The organism is Microbacterium sp. UBA837 (assembly GCF_002296025.1).
Lineage (GTDB): Bacteria > Actinomycetota > Actinomycetes > Actinomycetales > Microbacteriaceae > Microbacterium.
This window is the reverse complement of record NZ_DBHD01000088.1, coordinates 1-17,327: the sequence shown is the minus strand read 5'-3', so window position 1 is coordinate 17,327 and position 17,327 is coordinate 1. Positions and strand designations below refer to the sequence as shown.

Genomic DNA, 17,327 nt, shown 5'->3' with positions numbered 1-17,327 from the left:
GTTCCCCCCCCCCCCCCCGGGAGCCAGCCGAGTGAGCGCCTCCCGGGTCACCGCGGGGCGTATGCCAGCGGCCGCACTTCAGTTGCCGAACAGGCCGATGATGACGCTCATGACAAGGATGTCGAGCACCATCATCTGCCTTTCCGAGGCCGAGGCCTTCTCGCCCTCACTGGAATGACGCAGCGGCTCGATGAGATCGACACGGATTGACAAGAAAAACTGACGGATGCTGCGCGAGCGGCCAAGATCGAGGCATGAGTCGCCATTGGAGCCCCCTGGCCGTCACCTATCTCGCCTTGGCCTTCGCGGGCCTCGTGGGCACATGGTGGTTCAACGCCCTCGCGATTATCCAGCTCCGCGACTTCATCGGCGATCTCGTCACGAGCGGCCCGGCGGTCTCATCGATCACGGTCGACCTGGTGGTCGTCGCCGTCGCGGGGTGCGTGTTCATCGTGGTCGAGGCGCGGCGGCTCGGCATACGCTTCGCGTGGCTCTACATCCTCGGCTCGGGCTTGACGGCGTTCGCGTTCACCTTCCCGCTGTTTCTGGCGATGCGCCAGCGCCGGATGACGCAACTGGCGGTATCCGTCACACCGACGCCTGCGCCTCCTCAGGCGTGAGCGTGTGCGCCTGCGGCCACCGGGGCGATCCGCCGATAACCCAGTAGGCGAGCCCGACGACAACCGCGCCGCCGACGAGGTTTCCGAGCCCGACCCACAGCATGTTTGTGCCGAACGAAAGCCAGGTGGCGCTCGGAACCCCGGTAGCGAGGCCGAGAGTGAAGGTCGTCATGTTCGCCACCACGTGCTCGAATCCCGAGGTGATGAAGGCCAGGAGCGCCCAGAAGATCACGACGAACTTCGGGCCGTCCGTGGTCGATCGTGCCACCATCCAGATCGCGAGGCAGACAAGGACATTGCACAGGATGCCGCGCACGAACAGCTCGAGCGGGGACTCGTGGGCTTTGGCATCGAGCATCGCCTCGAGCATCTCGCCGGCTGCCGGGTTGGCGTGCAGCACTCCCGAGGCGGAAACGAGGAGCCCGAAGACTGCTGATCCCCCGAGGTTCGCGACGAACGTGAACCCGAGCGCGCCGGTGGCCGGGCCGGCAGCGGTGGCCCGCATGAGCGTGCCCTGCGTGAGCGTCATCATCGAGGACGTGACCAGCTCGGCACCGGCGAACACGACGAGGGTGAGGGCAACGCCGAACACGAGTCCGCTCACGAGCTTCGCCCACCCGCCATCCGCAGCGGCGAGCGGGCCTGCAGCGTTGAGCATCAGGACGACGGCGATGCCGACGTAGGCGCCGGCGAGCATTCCTGAGATGGCGAACCGCAGCGGATGCCGCATCCCCTCGATCTTGTGGATCGCCGCATCGGCCTGGACGTCGAGGGTGTCTTCGATCGTGCGCACATCGCCACGCTAGCGATGTGGTCAGGCCACATGTAGGGGCGTAGGTCCCACCGCGTCGGATCCCCGCCGCTGCCCGCAGGTTCGCGACGTGACGCGACGTTGTGGGAGAGTGTGCCTGCAGACACTCTCGGGGGGACAACGTCATGCATCGTGCTGTGCGCGCACTGGGGGCCACCACCATCACTCTCGTTCTCGCCGCGAGCGCCTGGGCAGCTCATCCAGCCGCCGCCACGGCGAGCCCCGCGGAGCCTGACGAGACCAACACCACCCAGCCCGACACGGCGGCCTCCAGCATCCTGGACAAGATCACCGACGCGACCCGAACCGGCGCCACCTCCCCCGAGGAACTCGCTGACGCCGTCGCCCTTCCGCAGGACGGAGCGGGCAGCCTCGCAACGGATGCCGACGGCCGCCTCTCGGTGATCGTCACCTTCTCCTCCCGCCCGACGGATGCCGACCTTGCCGCACTCGAGGCCATCGGCGCCGTGAACCGCGTCCACCGGCTGAGCCCAACCGTCGATGTCTCCGTGGATACGCAGGACCTCGATGCGCTGACAGCGGTGCCGGGGGTGACCTCCGTCGTGCCTGCCATCAGGCCGATCACCGGCCGCGAGATGGCTGGCGGCGCGTCACGCGGTCTCGGCACTGCCGCCCCGGTCGGCACCGCGCGTGGCGTGCCGATGGCCCCGGACGGAGCATCCTGCCGCAACCTCCCCGTCGAAGCCGACGGACCTCACCGCGCCGACCTCGCTCGCGAGGTCTATCGCGTGGACGGCACTGGCATCACCATCGGCATCATTTCCGACTCGTACGCGCGCTTCACCGACGTCACGACGCCCGAGGAAGACATCGCCGCCGGCCTCCTTCCCGGACACGGCAACCCGTGCGGCTACACCACGCCGGTCCGCGTGCTCGATGATTCGCAGCCGGGCACGGACGAGGGCCGGGCGATGGCACAGCTGGTGCACGGGATCGCGCCTGGGGCCGAGATCGTCTTTGCCACGGGGTACGCCGGCCGGGACGCGACAGCCGATGCCATCCTCGATCTCGCGGATGCTGGCGCCGACATCATCGTCGACGACCTCGGCTTTGCTGACGAGCCCTACTACCAGCAAAGCGTCATCTCGCTGGCGATCACGCAGGTCCGCGACCAGGGCGTCGCGTACTACAGTTCCGCCGGTAACAGCGGGCTACCGGGCGCCGAGGGAACCCAGAGCGAAGACAAACCGATCTCGTCCTGGCAAACGCTGGCGTATCGCGGGACGGCGTGCCCGGAGTGGGCAGACCCCGGCGACGACGTCGAGGCCTACGACTGCCTCGACTTCGACCCGGGCCCCGACGCCGACCCGACGCTCACGTTCGGCATGTTCGAGAGCGACCCGCCCGTCCTTCTTATGAGCTGGGCCGAGCCGCAGTATGGGGTGACGACGGACTTCGCGCTGGTGGCGTATACGACGGATGCCGAGCCCACGGCGGTGAGCCAGCCGAGCAACCTGGACCCCGCGCTGCCAGTGCAGGCATCGGGCTTCACCGAGGATGCCGAGATGGCCGACTACCAGATGGTGCTATTTCGCGACCTTACGGGAATCCCCGAGGATGAGATCACCTCACCTGCGGTGTGGATCACGTTCTTCACCGGCATCCAGAATCTCGCTTGGCTCGAGTACGACGAGAGTGACGGAACCGACCTCGTCGGACACGTGACCTACGGCCATTCGGGGCACGGAGAGGCTGTCGGGGTTGCGGCGGCGCCATGGGATTCGGCGGGCTCACCCGAGGCGTTCACCTCTCCCGGCCCGTCGTTCTTGCGTTTCGCGCCCGTCGATACGGCATCCGGTGAACCGTCCGAGGAATACGACGAGTTCGTCAGGGTGGCAACGCCGTCCATCGCGGGCGTCGACGACACGCAGACGAGCTTCTTCCCGATCGGCACGACAGACGGCGCGCACCGTTTCTCGGGAACGTCGGCGGCAGCTCCGCACGTCGCCGCGATCCACGCTCTGGCCGCGCAGTATGCCCCGGAGGCCAGCGCCGATGAGATCACGGCAGCCATCCTCGACTCCGCGGCGGGCATGACCAATCCGTACCCCGCATACCTCGACGATGCTGACGTGTTCGGCGCGGGTCTTGCCGACGCCTACGGCGCCCTCGCGATCCTTCCCACACCCACGGTCGATGGGCTGATCGCTGAGGCGCTGTCGGCTACGAGCATCGCCGCGAGTTGGGATCCGGTTTCCACGGCCAGCGGCTATCTCGTCGAGCTGCGCGCCGACGACGACCTAATCGATACGGCCACCCTCGCCGACGATGAAACCGCTCTGACCTATGTCGATCTCGATCCGGACACCGCCTACACCGTGAGCGTTTCGGTGCTCGATGGCGAGGGCGACGCCGGAACGGCAGTCGCAACATCCGTCCGGACGCCGGTCCCGCCCCAGCCAACGCCGCTACCGGCACCGCCGTCACCGGATGCGCTGACCCCGGATGCCGCAGGCGGCATCACGGCATCGCCCACCGCCCTTCCCGCCGGCGGCGGAACCGTGACGATCACAGGCCTACCGCCCCTGAGCTGGGTGGCGGGATACCTCTACTCGACGCCGGTCTCGCTCGGTTGGGCCTGGACCGGATCTGCCGGCACGGCGACCTTCACGATTCCCGCGTCAGTTCCCGGCGGGGCGCACCGGCTCGTCATCCTCGCAGCCGATGGCACCGTTCTCGGCTGGACAGGCCTGAGCGTCGCAGCGGATGCCGCGGTTCCCGCATCCGTCGCCCAGAACCGGGGCACGCTTAGCGCGACCGGGCCGACCGAGAGCCCGGCGGTTCTTCTTCCCGCGGCGGCAGTGATCGTGCTGGCCGGTGCGGCCTTGGCATCGGTCGCCGGAAAGCGTCGGCGTCGCGCGGAGCCGCTTCGGTCCGCGAAGCCGGATCAGTACCGCTGACGGGGATTTAACCCGCTCCACGAGGGGGCGTTGTTCGGTTCGCGCGTTCCTTCATCGCTCATGGGACGAACAACGAACTTCCCCGGAACATGACCATCTTCTAGTTCTGCGATCGCCGTGGGCACGTCAGCAAGCCCGACGATGCGGTGGATGACGGTGCGCACGCAACCGTCACGGAGCATCGCCGCGAGGATGGCGAGGTCGGGTCCCGACCACGTCGCGTTGACCCCGACGACCCGCTCACGGCGGAACCGACTCGCGATCAATCCGCCGAAGATCCGGGTCGCCGGGCCGAGCAACATGCCATCGCCGGGCCCGCCCACGAGTACGAGCGACCCGCCGGGCGCAAGGAGGGATCGCAGATAGGCGATTCGCGCCCCGCCGGCGATGTCGAGAATGACGTCGAACCGCTCGTCGATGTCGTCGACCTCGCCCCGCGTGTAGTCCAGAACGCGGTCCGCGCCCAGCCCCTCGACCCACGAGGCGTTGCGCCCGCTGCAACTGGCCACAACCCGACCAGCATCGAGGGCACGGGCAACCTGCACGGCGTAATGCCCCACGCCGCCCGCGGCACCGAGGATCAGCACGCGAGAGCCCGCGGTCATCTGCCCCTGATCACGCAGCGCCTGCAGCGCCGTCAGACCGGCAAGCGGCACGGCAGCCGCGGCCTCCGGCTCCACGCCGTCGGGAATCCGCACGAGATACTCCGCGCGCGCCGTCGCCGATTCCGCCAGCGAATTTCGCGCGACGCCGAACACGGCATCCCCCACCCGCAGATCAGCGACGTCATCCGCGACCTCAGTAACGACGCCGGCGACGTCCACACCGAGTCCGGGATTGCGCGGATGTCGCCATCCGGATGTTGGGCGCATCAACCAGGGCAGGCCACGCAGGTGATGCCACTCGAACGGGTTCAGCGATGCAGCGGCCACCCTCAGCCGGACTCGTCCCTCCTCCAGCGGCTCATCCTCGACGTCAGCGATCTCGAGCGTCTCCGGTCCGCCGTAGCGGGAGCGGCGGATAGCGCGCATGGTGGCCCTCCTGAGGTGAACGAGTGCAGCCTTACACCGTATGGCTAAGGATCAGGCTAGTCTTACGCCGTAAGTTCGTCAAGGTGCGGGAAGGTCGTCAGATGACGAAATCCGACGGCGCCCACGACGCGACTCGCCGACCACTCAGTCGCGACAGCATCCTCGCCGCGGCGCTCGAACTCGTCGACGCCGAGGGGCTCGAGTCGCTCACCATGCGAGCGCTCGGGGCCCGGCTCGGCGTCGAGGCGATGTCGATCTACCACCATCTGCCGTCGAAGCAGGCCGTCATCGACGGGATCGTGGATCTCGTCTGGGCCGAGGTCACCCTGACCGGCGACGCGCGCGACTGGCGCACGGCGGTACGCCGGACTGCCCGATCAGCGTTCACTACGCTGCTGCACCACCCGTGGGCAAACCGGATTCGTGCGACCAGTGGCGGTCCGGCGCGGATGGCATATATCGACGCATCCCTCGGGCACCTGCGCAGCGCTGGCTTCACGCCCGAACAGGCCTTTCACGCCCATCACGTGCTCGAGGCCTACATCCAGGGGTACGTCATTCAAGCCCTCGATTTCGCGCCGACGGATGCCGCCACCGAACTGGAGCAACGCGACGCCGCCCTGGCCTATCTCGAACAGGTCGGACACACTCATCTCATCGAGCACGTGAACCTTCACGCCTCTGAGCAGGGGTCAGGATTCGACTTCGGTCTGATGCTTCTGCTCGACGGTCTCGATGCGCGCCTCGGACGCCGAGATCCTCAGTAGCGCTGGCTGGCGAGGACGCGCGCCGACTCCCGCTGAGCAGACGCATTGCGCACGCCAGCGCGCGATCCGGCAAGCTTCGCGGCGATGTGCTCACCGACGGTGACCGGCTCGTACAGGTCGGGATGATCGGCGTCCACGCACGAGGGCAGTGTTTCGATCAGGGCATCCACGTTTCCATCGTGGAAGAACGCCGCCGACCGGCGTCGCTCGATGGTGCCATTGATCACGGGTGGCTTCACGCGGTGCAGTGTCGACATCCAGCGCTCGTTGGTCCAGCGGGCGGTGACGTCGCCGAGGTTGATCAGGAGGGCGTCGTCAGCCGGCGATACGTCGTTCCACGAGCCGTCAGCTCCGAGCACCTGCAGGCCCTTCACCTGATCGGCCCACAGGATGGTGACGATCCCGTAGTCGGTGTGCTCGCCCATGCCGATGAGGTCGCCGTCCAGGGTCACGTCGGTCCCCGGCGGGAGCGCGTAGTTGTTCATCCGCATGACGTCCAGCGAGTGATCGGTGCGGGAGACGAAGAACTCCGGGTCGAGTCCCAGCGCGTCGGCGAAGATCCGCGTCATAACCCGGGCGACGCGGGCAGCCTCGGCGAAGTACGCCTCGACCTGCGCCTGGAACCCGTCGACCGTGGGCCAGATGTTCTCGGCGTAGTCGGGCTGTGGAAGCTCCGCCATGTGCGGATAGGTGGCGGCTGATGCTCCGATATTGAACGCCTCGAAGAAGTCGTTCATGCGACTCGCCTGTTCGACGCCGAGGCTGAGACTCAGCGACTCCGACTTCGGCGGACTGTACCCGCGGTTGATCTGCGGCGGGGTCCGGTAGGTCTTCTTCGTCTCGAGGTCCAGGGCGAAGAAGGCATCCATAGCCTCGGTGAGGCCGTGGATCACGGCATCCGGGATGCCGTGACCGGTGATCTGGATGAACCCGACGGTGCGACACGCGTCGTCGATACGGCGAGCAACATCGGCTTTGGCGGTGGGTGTCCCGTCGGTCACGTATGCGGTGATGTCCACGAGGGGGACCTGGAATGTCATAGCAACTCCTTCTCGAGCCGCTTCACGCTTTCCACTCACCCGCGGGGTGCGGGCTTTCGCTTTCATGAGCGTTACGCGTCACGATACGCGCGAGGCGTTTCGCCTGCGTTACGTCGCCTCGATTCGACCTCACAGGTGCTGCGCCGCGTCCGGCTCAACGTCACACGAGTGCGGCAGCTGTGCGCATCCGCGGCGCATCGATGTATAGCGGATGCACGAAACTGCCGCACCTGTGGGTCAGTTGCACCGCGGGGGCGCGGGTTGGGGGGGAGGGCCTCAGCCTCGGGTGAGACTCTCGCGCACCGAGCGGCGCAGCACCTTGCCGATCTGCGAGCGCGGCAAGTCGGGAACGTCAACGATGCGCTTCGGGACCTTGTAGCCGGCGAGATGCTGACGTGCGAAGTCCCGCAGTCCCGTGAAGTCGAAGTGGGCACCGTCCCGCATGACGACGGCTGCCACGACATCCTCGCCCCCCGAGGAGCGCGGGACGCCGACGACGGCCGCGGCATCGACATCCGGATGCAGCATGAGCACCTGCTCGACCTCGCTCGGGCCCACGTTGTAGCCACCTGTGATGATGAGTTCTTTCACGCGATCGATCACCGTGACGAAACCGTCCTCAGCGACGGTCACGATATCGCCAGTGCGCAGCCAGCCGCCCGGAAGCAGGGCTACGGCTGTCTCCTCAGGGCGCTCCCAATACCCCTGAAAGACCTGGGGTCCGCGGATGAGCAGCTCCCCCGCCTCCCCGATGGCGCGATCAACGGTCGGGCTATCGGGGTCGACGACGCGGATCTCGGTGCTCGGAAACGGGACCCCGACCGTCCCGGGGCGCCGCGTGGGACCGATGGGATTTCCGAGTGCGACGGGTGAGGACTCGGTCATCCCGTATCCCTCGACCAGGAGGCCTTCGCCGGCTTCCTCCCACCGCGTCACAGTGGGGATCGGCAGGCTCATGGCCCCCGAGATCGCGAACCGGATGCTGCGCAGGTCGATCCGCCGATGGGCAGCCGCCCGGGCGAGGGCGTCGTAGACCGGCGGGACGGCCGGTAGGAAGGTCGGCGGCGAGTGCTTCGCGGCAGTGACGACCGCGTCGACATCGAACCGGGGGAACAGCACGATACGCGCCCCGATCGAGATCGCGAAGGTCAGGCACAGGGTGAGGCCGTACGCGTGGAACAGAGGAAGCACCGCATAGAACGTTTCGGCGCCTTCCTTCAGGCCCGGCACCCATGCCCGGCCCTGCGCCGCGTTCGAGCGCAGATTGCGGTGGCTGAGGATGGCGGCCTTCGGTGTTCCGGTCGTTCCGCTGGTCGACTGCAGCAGCGCGATGTCATCGAGCGCCGGCTTCGCGGTCTTCTTGGGAAGACGGCGGGCAGTCGTCAACGTCTTCCACGCCACGAGCTTCCTCGCGGTCGGTGTCGCCGTCATCGCGGTGCGGGTCTCCCGCGCGGCGGGGACCGGGAGCTTCAGGGCAAGTCGCTTGCCCAGGGGCAGCGCGTCCGGCATCCGAACCGACACGATCGTTCGCGGCCTGACGTCTGAGGGCATCTCGGCGACCGTGTCGGCAACCTTGTCCCACACGATCGCGGCTACCGCGCCGTGCACCTCGAACTGGTGGCGCAGTTCGCGAGCCGTGTACAGCGGGTTGTGCTCGACGACGATGGCGCCCAGGCGCAGGATCGCGTAGAACGCCACGACGTGCTGCGGGCAGTTCGGCAGCACGAGCGCTACCCGGTCACCCGCGACGACCCCGTGTTTTCGGAGCCCGTTCGCGACGCGCTCCACCTGCTCACCGAGCTCGGTGTAGGTGGCAGTTCTGCCGAAGAACTCCAGCGCGACATCCTTCCCGTAGCGCGCGACGGATGCCGAAAGCATGTCCACGAGCGTCTGATCGACGGGATCGATCTCGGCGGGCACGCCGTCAGAGTAGGCGGAAAGCCACGGGCGGTGCGCCAGCGGCGAGGACTGTTCGGACGGGGTCGGGGTGCTCATCGTCTCGTTCCTGATTGGCAGCGCGCGCCAGTCTACGGAGGCCCATACGTCCCGCCGGGCATACGTCGATACGAACACGGCCGGGGTCACGCCCCGGCGGGCGGTCTGGCACGATGTCGCGATGGCCGATTCTGAGAACAACCAAGATCCGACCGACCTCAATATTCCTGTTGGACACGACGAGCTCGTTATCCGGAACCGTTACGAGACCCTCAGCACCGCCAACGACTTCCTCATCGGCGTGATGTTCGTTGTCGGAAGCGTCCTTTTCCTCTCGGAGTCCACCTCGACAGTCGGCACGTGGTTCTTCATCGTCGGCAGCGTCCAGCTGCTCATTCGGCCGAGCATCCGGCTTGCTCGGCGAATACATCTCCAGCGCTTTGACACTCCAGACCGGACCGATCATGGCGGGGATTACTGATGTTTCCGCATCGCGGATCGTGCACCATGTCGGATCTCACGGCAGCTGTCAGATTGCGGAGTAGCTGACCTGGGGCTTTTTACCGACACCACGTCTCAACGTGGACAATCAATCTCACGCGAGTTGTCACGAACCGAGACCGCCTTGACATCGCGTCGCGCAAAAAGTCATCTGCTCCGCGTTGACGGGGCGGGATGGTGCCGAGTCCCGCCACCGCCCCGTCAACGTCAAGGTCAGGTCTCCCAACCCACCCAGCGTCCAGATCAAATCGTGAAGTTGTCCGTGATTGTCGGGATCGTGCACCACCCACCCCAGACGAGCGTGACGGCTCCTGAGTACGAGGCCGAGTGCCAGCCGAGAGAACCTATCCCCACGTACCGCGAGCCCGAGTCATAGCTGGTGCTCCACATCGCAGCGCCGTCCCCCCACCCGATGGCGAGGTCGGTCCCAACCGTGAGGTTTCGGTAGACGACCACGCCTTGGGTCGAGCTGAATCCGTACGAGACGTACATACGACCGCGGATCCCGTTGTTGAATCCGTAGATCCAAGCCGATCCGCAGTTGTACGTCTGCACTGCCTGAGGGGTCACGCCGCCCTTGCCGGGCGTCGGGCAGTAGCCGTGTTCTTGAGCATACGCAAGAACTTCGCCGGTAAACTCATCGCACGCGAGCACGGCTTCGACGGATACCGCACCCTCAGGGATCTCGTCGACGCCCGCGGAAACCACCAAGGTCGACGATGGCCCTGGATCCGTTGGCTCGTCGGCGAACGCGGCGGATGATCCCAGAAGCATCCCGCACACGGCCGAAACCGTAGCGATGATCACCACTGAGATCCTGGTCTTCTTCATCATGATCTACCCCCGTTCCGCAGGCACTCGCCCGCGACACGACCAGGATGGCGCAACGTGTGGGCTACGCACCAGAGCGGACATCAAACTTTCTACCTCTATGGTCATGGGCGGTCGTAGCATGAATGTATGGCAATGCGGAGAGCACATTTTGCAAGCGCCCGCGGGCTAGCTGCTGTTCTGTGGATCCTGCAGAGCAGCGGATACGTAACGCGAGTTGGGATGCTCGAGGCCGGGCCGATCAGCGAGGGCGACTCATCGCAGGATCTTCATTCAGAGGCCCTCGCCTGGGCTAGCAACCTTGGCGCTTCGCAGGCAGCTGGACTCACAACTTTTAATGTCGATGGCCCTGAGGTGTCAGACCTGCCAACCCTGCAGACGCACCTCAGCGAACACTGGCTCAAGTTGAGTTCGTGGCTCGACTCCTTCTGCCCGGAGGACGAACGCGAGAACTCTCTTCCTACCCTGATGCGAAACCTCAATTCGCTGACGCCGCGGCGAGGATACGACCCAGCTTCGGAGACATTTCTCGTCGTTCCGACGCGGCAGATGCGGAGCTTTCGAATCGGACCCACGGACTACATCCTCACTCGGGATCTGGTGAACACGCGAGATGTGTTCGCCAGATGGGCCAAGCACCGACACCGGATGCCTAAAGAGTCAATATCATCGGTTCTCGGCCGCGTAGCGGCGTAGCGCCGTCAGACCGCAGCGCCGTGGCGGTCGTGAAGCCCTGTCGGTTTTCCCTTTCCCCACAGCCGCTCGCATCCTGATCGAGCGATCGAAGATTAGAGGAGCGCCAGCTCGTCGCTGAGAAGCGACCAGGTGCGGATGGCACGAGTGCGTGGTGCGGCTTGACCGGTCTTCCCAGCGATGTCGGGGAGACCCCTGGGGTTGGCGTGGCGGAGAAGGCAGGCGCGCTGCCTGTGGGCCGCAGCTATGAGGGCGCGGTTGAGGGCGCACCGCTGGTATTTGACCTGCTTCGAACTGCGGAGTCCGTACATGTACAGCATCGCCCGGTGGGCGTGCGCGACGACGCTGACGGTGAAGGTTCGGAGTGCGTCGTTGGGATCGCCGCCGATCGCGTTTCCCACGGCGGGGATCAGCCGATCGGCCTGGGTGAGCGCGGACACCGTCACATCCATGACAGGCGTGATCGTGCGCGGCGTCGTCAGCAGGCATGCAAGGCGGATGACCTCCGGGTAGGCGCACAGCAGCACTTCTTCGTAGGTATCGAGGTGCTGGAAGCCGAATCTCGCCATGCGGTCGTCAATGACGGACGGAGACTCTGAACCTTCGTACCAGGCGCGGATGAAGGCTGCGGCGAGGTTCAGTTCGCCGGTGTGGAGGGCGATGCCGCGCTTCCAGAGATGTGATCGCAGCAGGAGCTCCGCATTCTCGTAGTCGGCGAGGCCGGCCAAGTCGGCGTGCAGGGCGCGGTACGCCCAGTGGTGATGGGTGAGGCAGAGCGCACCGCCGCGGGCGATCGTCGTGGTGGCCAGGCTGCCGGAACATTCCAGGCATGCGGTGCGGGGTTCGGCGAACCGGGCGCACCTGGCGCATTTCTCGGGTCGCCAGCTGCGGTGGCCGCATCTGACCCACATGCCATCTTTCTCGAAGCTGGGGCGCAGCGCGCCCTGCGGTAGATCTGCGAGATGCTCGATGATCTCGACCACGCGCTGATCCGCTACGGGCCACCAGCTGCGACCGAGGTGCTCCAAGACGATTCGACGGATGTCGCGTTCCTCGCACTGGTGAGCTTGGGCGAGCCGTTGCGTGAAACCGTCGACGGTCTCGCCTTCGATAAGTTCGAGTCGTATCGGTAGCGTGCGGAGCGGAATGTTCACACGTGTCCATGCCTCGATGAGCCACGCGGTCGACGTGCGGGAGGCTTGCGGGCGTCGGTGTGGCGCAGGAGTATGGCTCGGACCCGCGGGGCCAGCGACAGGATTCTCCTACCGAGTTCGTTGAGACCCGGGGACCGGCCGTACCGGAGCCGCGCGGGTCGGTCGAGGCCGATGACCGTTTCGCGGCCTTCGGCGTGAAACGAACCGCGGACCGCGTCGACGTCGTGAGAGATGCCCGCGGCCACCGCGTTCACGGCTGCTTCTACGAGCGCGGCGACCTGGATGGGGCCGACGTTCGTGTTCGCGAGGAACTGCTCCGCCCACGGCTCTGTCAGCAGCGCGACGAGACGCACCGCTTCGGGATAGTGGCGCGCAAGCGCCGTTCGATGAGATTCGTCCTCCCGTCTGAGGTCACTGGCGCGGATGAGCGTGGTGGCGAGTTCCATTTCGCCGGTGTCGGGGCCGATGCCGCGTTCCCAGAGCGTGCCTGTGAGGCATCGTTCGGCTCGAAAGATGTCGGCGCTTCGCCCGAGGTCGCAGTCCGCTCCCGCGTAGTGCCATCGGCGGTGTCGTGCACACACCGCTCCGATCCGGGTGCGCACTTCGATAGGTTCGCCGCCAGTGCAGCGCCTGCATTTCGTGACTGCGGACGGCAAGGGCGCGCACGTCGGGCAGTTGCTGTGTCGCCAGTCGGTGTGAATGCAGCGGACGAACAGGCGGTCAGAGCGGCGACCGTAGAAGAATCCAGGTGGGAGGTCGGCGAGTTCTTCGATCAGCCGCGGCACGAGCTCGGGTGTCGTACGCAGCGGAAGTCGTGGGCGCGCGTGACGGATCGTTGTCCACAGTTCCCCAGTCGGCACGGCGTTGCGGGTGGCGAGCCTGCGGTACACGCTGCCGACGGTCTCTCCCGCGAACGGTTCGATGAGCACGGGGAGCGGCCTCATCATTTCGCTCGCGCAGGTCGGCCTCGTTTGGGCCGCTGTGAGGGCCGGTTCTCTTCTTCCTCGATCCAGCCTTCCGCTTCACGGATCTTCGCCAGCGATGCGAGTACGTCGTCGAGGTCGAGGCGTTCGGTGTGCTGCTCGATGGCGCGGCGCGCGCCGCGGCGGATGGCTCTGGCGACGCGGCCGATGGAGCCGCGGGATAGGTCGCGGAGCTCGGCAGCGACGGTGAGGATCTCCGCGTCAGGTTGCGATATCAAGCACAGTGAGTCTTCGAGGTCGACGAGGATGCGCCCCCACACCGCGGCATCCGTGGTCTCGCCAGTCCCGTACGTGTCGAACTTGACCAGCTCGAATCGGGCCATGATCTGCTCGCCGCGGGAGCCCCAGAACAGGCCGTTGCGGGCGACGTCGACCCCTGCGTACACCATCGTGCCGGGACACCGTTCGGATAGTTCTTTGAGCGCGTCGGCGACTTGCTCGTTGCCGCGGTAGTGCAGATCGAGCCGGTGGATGTCGTCGATGATCACGAGTTCGGTGCGGCATTCGCGCATCACATGGCTCACGCGGCTGAGGAGGAGTTCGTAGTTCGCGTTGCGGGAGTAGGGGATGGCGTAGAAGTCGGCGAGCTTGGTGATCATTGTCTTCGCCGTCGCGTGCGTCGGCACGGGTACGTAGGCGACGGGGATCAGGTTGCGCCGCGTGCTGCCAGCACGTTGCCGGCGGGCTCGCTCGAATGCGCGCCCGAACTCCTGGACGGCGGTGGTCTTCCCGAGACCTGGCCTGCCCGAGATGATCACCCCGGACTTGCTGGCGTCCGGGGAGCGGTTGTCCGCCATGGCATGGCGGATCGCGACCGCGACCTGCCGCAGCGATGGCGTCGCGACCCGGGCACCGAGGGTCATGTACCGTTCACGTGCGATGTTGAACAGTGCACGCCCTGAGGAGTCCATCGCGTCGTACTCGGTCAGTGTGATCGGGAGCGGCCGTTGGGCGACGAACTCGACGAACTCGCGCCACCCTTCCTTGGTCGCGTAGTCGAAGTCGGTGGACGGGGCGTCGAAGTCGAAGTCGCCCAGCAGGTCATCGAACATCGCGCTCACGCCTCATCCGGCGACCGGGTCATCCCGAACGGTGCCGCGACCGGCCACGCTGGCTTCGCGGCGACCGAGTCGGTCTCCTTGTCCCCGACGTCACCAGCAGCCGCAAGCTCGCCGCCCGGCGCTGCTGCGGGTGCGATGTGTGGGAGCTGGTTGGTGATCGCCAGCGGATCCATCCGTGCGCTTACGGAACGCTTCTTCTGCCGCTTCGTCGGCATGGCGTTGCCCTTGTACGTGAACCGGCGCATCACTTCGTTGAGGTCGTCGGTGCTCGGCTCGCTCTCGCCGCGGGCGGCTGCTTGAGCACGCGCGACCCGCCACACTTCGTCGGCCATCGGAGCGCCGCTGTACGGGGACCGCCAGTCCAGCGGGAGGAACTGGTCTCCCAGTTCCAGCCACACGGTCATCGGGTTGTACGGGTCGACGTGGAACGGCCACTTGCCCTGCTGCCGGTGATACGGTGACCGCTTCTTCCGCAGCGGGCCGAGTTCCGTGGAGTCGTAGACGCGCAGATCGATGTCAACGCCGTAGTGATTGATCACACGCCATTCTGTCGGGAGCAGTGCAATGTACTTCTCGGCCGTCAGCGGCACCTGCAGCTCCGGCGCGACTTCGCGGTACGCGGCGACCATCTGGTTCGGGGTCAGCATCAGCCGAGGGTTGCGGGGGTCGCGCAGCGCCTTGTGGGGTCGGTTCTGCCAGCTCACCGCGACCCAGTCCTCGAACAACTCCTGCAGCTGCTCGAGGGTGAGCAGCTGGCTTGTCGCGATGATCTCGTCGCCGCGCATGTCGGTGCTCTGTCCGAGGAACGCGATCGCGTACTGGGTGAACTGGTCCTTGACGGTGCGGAACGTCCGCTCGATCTTCGCTTTCTGCGTCGGCGAATACTCGGCGTTGACGGTGAGTGAGATCCCCAACGTCCGGCACGCATCCGAGAAGTGCCGAGACACGTACGATGCGCCACGGTCGGTCGTTATCGACTCCGGGAAGATGTACGGCTGCGCGTCACGCATCGCCTCGAACCGCTCGATCATGAGCCTGTCCGTGCCGGTCCATGCCTCGGACACCTGACGCCGGTTCGCACGCACGCCGTCGGGGCGGGACGCGTACGGCACCAGAGCGCGGGCGAGGACCACCACCAGATCGATGCTGCGGGAGCCGACGGTGACGATGCCGGAGAGCACCGACCTGGATGCCTCGCACAGCAGCAGGGTGAGATCGGGGCGGACGGGTTCACCGTCGCACTCGACGAGAATCTCCATCGGCGTCGTATCGATCAGCACCTGCTCACCAGGCCGGACCCCCGACCGCACCCCGTGCATATGATCCGGCTGATTCGCCGTTGTGCGACGGGCACGGGCAGTCCCGAGCGTGTGCTTACCGGCATCGAGCTCACTCAGCAGGCGGTACATCGTTGCGCGGCTCGGCATCGGCACCACGCCCTCGCCGAAGCGGTCGTCCAGCTCTCTGCGGACGAGCCAGATCAGCCTCGTTCCGGTGCCTGTCGACTTCCGCTCTTGACCGGCCTGAACAGTCAAGATCGCGTCGATGAGGCGCTCGTCGTAGGAACGACCGGGGGCATCGGCCAGGCCGTGGCGACGACGGTCAAGCAGTCCACTGACCCCCATCTTCTTCAAGTTCTGCCGTTGCCGGATGACCTTGCTGGTGCCGTAGTCGGTTCCGAGGAGCCTGTTGACGTTCGCGGCCGCCAGCTCGTATGCCTGCATCCGCTTCATCCCCTGTGCAGCGTTCTCCTCCACCCTCTCCAGCTCATCGAGCCAAACGTCGACTACACGCCGTTCGGCAGCGTCGAGTTCATCGAGGTGACGCAACTCGAGAAGGTGTCGCGCTGGGATCGCGGCGGCCGGTTCTGCGTCGCCTTGCAGATCGGACGTCAGGACCTCAATGTCTTCCTCCCCGTCCGCAGAACGCAGAGTGAGGTAGGAAGGGCGTACCGCGATGATCTGATGGGTGCCGCCTTGCCAGCGAATCACGTCGCCTGGATGGAGCTTCACGTCGCACCGCCGAACGAAATCGCAGTAGACATCGACAACGGCCGAGACAGGTCCACGGCACCGACTCCTCTCCAAATCAACGCGTACGCCGCCCCGAGTCCCGACACGGCGACGGGTTGAAGGCGATCGACAAGCGCCCCGAGTGTCATGGCTCCCGTCAGCTGCAGAGAACCGACGTCGACGTCTGCCAGCCACGCCGGGTCCCGGTACCGAAGCAGGAAGCGCAGGTTCGCCTGTGTCGCCCCGGGAAGCCGATCGAAGACCAGATACGACCAGCCCAGCGCGGTTGCGAGGCGCCGGGTGAGTTCGAACTTGACGCTGTCCTCTGGCTTTATCAGTTCGACCGGCTTCACGTCGACGAGCAGCGCGCTCCCATCGGATCGACGGACGAAGTAGTCGGGTGCGTGAGAGCGGTTCGGTGACCGCCAGCGGATCCACATCGGCTGGCTCGCCACCCCGACGACGTCCCCGGTTCGATCCAGCGAGGTCAGGAACGAGCGTTCCCAGAATGACTCGAACGGCACGTGGCGGCCTGTGGAGGCCATCCACAGCTTGCCTTCAAAGTTGCGCTTGCCCGGCCAGGACGGGAACTCCCGCACCGGATCCGCGTCCTCGAACACCGCGCGCGCCGCGTCAACCGGATCCACGTGCTGAATGAGGCCGTGTCTGGAAAACTCGACCGTGCTCGCGAGAGCATTCGTCCCGTCGATCGCCGCCAGCCAGCTTTCGGTCAGAGTCATCGCGCACCTCCTCAACGGAGGCGACCGCCACATGTTGCTCCGTCGGGCGATGCCTCCGGCTTTGCGCGTCAAGCTACTCCCGGGCGCGGCCACGGTTCGGAGACACGCCACGGCAACGATCAGGTCGCGTGAGAATTTCCGTGTGGAGTGAGACGACTTCCGGATCGGTGAGAATTTCGCAGGTCGAGTGAGACTCGACACACCAGCTATGAATCACAAAAAGATAA

16 protein-coding genes are annotated in these 17,327 nt (G+C 66.1%); 5 read left to right on the top strand and 11 right to left on the bottom strand.

What is annotated here, in order from left to right:
* Positions 1-78: 78 nt before the first annotated feature.
* Entirely contained in the window at positions 79-213 is a 135-nt protein-coding gene (locus B3587_RS06475) for a hypothetical protein (RefSeq protein ID WP_292727304.1), read from the bottom strand.
* Positions 214-254: 41 nt separating this feature from the next.
* Between B3587_RS06475 and B3587_RS06470 the strand changes: the two genes are divergently transcribed.
* A complete protein-coding gene (locus B3587_RS06470; protein WP_292727302.1) occupies positions 255-620 on the top strand; it encodes a DUF2834 domain-containing protein in 366 nt (121 codons plus the stop codon).
* Here the strand turns inward: B3587_RS06470 and B3587_RS06465 are convergent.
* Positions 589-1,413, bottom strand: coding sequence for a formate/nitrite transporter family protein (locus B3587_RS06465; RefSeq protein ID WP_292727301.1), 825 nt, complete (start codon positions 1,411-1,413; stop codon positions 589-591). The genes B3587_RS06470 and B3587_RS06465 overlap by 32 nt on opposite strands.
* A 143-nt stretch (positions 1,414-1,556) precedes the next feature.
* Here B3587_RS06465 and B3587_RS06460 point away from each other — a divergent pair, with 143 nt between their 5' ends.
* On the top strand, positions 1,557-4,352 hold the full coding sequence (locus B3587_RS06460; protein WP_292727300.1) for a S8 family serine peptidase: 2,796 nt from the start codon (positions 1,557-1,559) through the stop codon (positions 4,350-4,352).
* Here the strand turns inward: B3587_RS06460 and B3587_RS06455 are convergent.
* Positions 4,340-5,383 (bottom strand): NAD(P)-dependent alcohol dehydrogenase, encoded by a 1,044-nt coding sequence (locus B3587_RS06455; protein ID WP_292727298.1) that lies wholly within the window; start codon positions 5,381-5,383, stop codon positions 4,340-4,342. The genes B3587_RS06460 and B3587_RS06455 overlap by 13 nt on opposite strands.
* Positions 5,384-5,484: 101 nt before the next feature.
* On the opposite strand from B3587_RS06455, the gene B3587_RS06450 reads away from it, so the two are divergent.
* Positions 5,485-6,150 carry a TetR/AcrR family transcriptional regulator gene (locus B3587_RS06450; RefSeq protein WP_292727296.1) on the top strand — a complete coding sequence of 222 codons (666 nt, stop codon included), beginning with the start codon at positions 5,485-5,487 and terminating at the stop codon, positions 6,148-6,150.
* On the opposite strand, the gene B3587_RS06445 is transcribed toward B3587_RS06450, so the two are convergent.
* On the bottom strand, positions 6,144-7,190 hold the full coding sequence (locus B3587_RS06445; protein ID WP_292727294.1) for an isopenicillin N synthase family dioxygenase: 1,047 nt from the start codon (positions 7,188-7,190) through the stop codon (positions 6,144-6,146). The genes B3587_RS06450 and B3587_RS06445 overlap by 7 nt on opposite strands.
* A gap of 276 nt (positions 7,191-7,466) precedes the next feature.
* The gene (locus B3587_RS06440; RefSeq protein WP_292727292.1) at positions 7,467-9,185 is read right to left on the bottom strand and encodes a long-chain-fatty-acid--CoA ligase; all 1,719 of its coding nucleotides are present in this window, start codon (positions 9,183-9,185) and stop codon (positions 7,467-7,469) included.
* Positions 9,186-9,306: 121 nt separating this feature from the next.
* Between B3587_RS06440 and B3587_RS06435 the strand changes: the two genes are divergently transcribed.
* Positions 9,307-9,606 carry a YrhK family protein gene (locus B3587_RS06435; protein WP_292727290.1) on the top strand — a complete coding sequence of 100 codons (300 nt, stop codon included), beginning with the start codon at positions 9,307-9,309 and terminating at the stop codon, positions 9,604-9,606.
* A gap of 263 nt (positions 9,607-9,869) precedes the next feature.
* On the opposite strand, the gene B3587_RS06430 is transcribed toward B3587_RS06435, so the two are convergent.
* Positions 9,870-10,433, bottom strand: coding sequence for a hypothetical protein (locus B3587_RS06430; RefSeq protein WP_292727288.1), 564 nt, complete (start codon positions 10,431-10,433; stop codon positions 9,870-9,872).
* 812 nt (positions 10,434-11,245) lie between these two features.
* Positions 11,246-12,133: a hypothetical protein gene (locus B3587_RS06425; RefSeq protein ID WP_292727286.1), complete on the bottom strand. Its 888-nt coding sequence runs from the start codon at positions 12,131-12,133 to the stop codon at positions 11,246-11,248.
* Between B3587_RS06425 and B3587_RS06420 the strand changes: the two genes are divergently transcribed.
* Entirely contained in the window at positions 12,113-12,283 is a 171-nt protein-coding gene (locus B3587_RS06420; protein ID WP_292727284.1) for a hypothetical protein, read from the top strand. The two genes, B3587_RS06425 and B3587_RS06420, sit on opposite strands and share 21 nt — an antisense overlap.
* A gap of 17 nt (positions 12,284-12,300) precedes the next feature.
* Here B3587_RS06420 and B3587_RS06415 read toward each other — a convergent pair whose 3' ends face one another.
* Genes B3587_RS06415 through B3587_RS06400 form a run of 4 tightly spaced genes read right to left on the bottom strand, consistent with a single transcriptional unit; the run spans position 12,301 to position 17,100 of the window.
* Positions 12,301-13,233, bottom strand: a complete 933-nt coding sequence (locus B3587_RS06415) for a hypothetical protein (protein WP_292727282.1) — start codon at positions 13,231-13,233, stop codon at positions 12,301-12,303.
* A gap of 14 nt (positions 13,234-13,247) precedes the next feature.
* The gene (locus B3587_RS06410) at positions 13,248-14,339 is read right to left on the bottom strand and encodes a TniB family NTP-binding protein (RefSeq protein WP_292727344.1); all 1,092 of its coding nucleotides are present in this window, start codon (positions 14,337-14,339) and stop codon (positions 13,248-13,250) included.
* Between the two features lie 5 nt (positions 14,340-14,344).
* Positions 14,345-16,339, bottom strand: coding sequence for a hypothetical protein (locus tag B3587_RS06405; protein WP_292727280.1), 1,995 nt, complete (start codon positions 16,337-16,339; stop codon positions 14,345-14,347).
* 17 nt (positions 16,340-16,356) lie between these two features.
* A complete protein-coding gene (locus B3587_RS06400; RefSeq protein ID WP_292727278.1) occupies positions 16,357-17,100 on the bottom strand; it encodes a TnsA-like heteromeric transposase endonuclease subunit in 744 nt (247 codons plus the stop codon).
* Positions 17,101-17,327: the final 227 nt, after the last annotated feature.

Coding starts and splice junctions, on each gene's coding strand:
- B3587_RS06470 (WP_292727302.1), top strand. CDS start 255: ATGAGTCGCCATTGGAGCCCCCTGGCCGTCACCTATCTCGCCTTGGCC.
- B3587_RS06450 (WP_292727296.1), top strand. CDS start 5,485: ATGACGAAATCCGACGGCGCCCACGACGCGACTCGCCGACCACTCAGT.
- B3587_RS06460 (WP_292727300.1), top strand. CDS start 1,557: ATGCATCGTGCTGTGCGCGCACTGGGGGCCACCACCATCACTCTCGTT.
- B3587_RS06435 (WP_292727290.1), top strand. CDS start 9,307: ATGGCCGATTCTGAGAACAACCAAGATCCGACCGACCTCAATATTCCT.
- B3587_RS06420 (WP_292727284.1), top strand. CDS start 12,113: ATGCTCGATGATCTCGACCACGCGCTGATCCGCTACGGGCCACCAGCT.
- B3587_RS06455 (WP_292727298.1), bottom strand. CDS start 5,383: ATGCGCGCTATCCGCCGCTCCCGCTACGGCGGACCGGAGACGCTCGAG.
- B3587_RS06440 (WP_292727292.1), bottom strand. CDS start 9,185: ATGAGCACCCCGACCCCGTCCGAACAGTCCTCGCCGCTGGCGCACCGC.
- B3587_RS06445 (WP_292727294.1), bottom strand. CDS start 7,190: ATGACATTCCAGGTCCCCCTCGTGGACATCACCGCATACGTGACCGAC.
- B3587_RS06410 (WP_292727344.1), bottom strand. CDS start 14,339: ATGTTCGATGACCTGCTGGGCGACTTCGACTTCGACGCCCCGTCCACC.
- B3587_RS06400 (WP_292727278.1), bottom strand. CDS start 17,100: ATGACTCTGACCGAAAGCTGGCTGGCGGCGATCGACGGGACGAATGCT.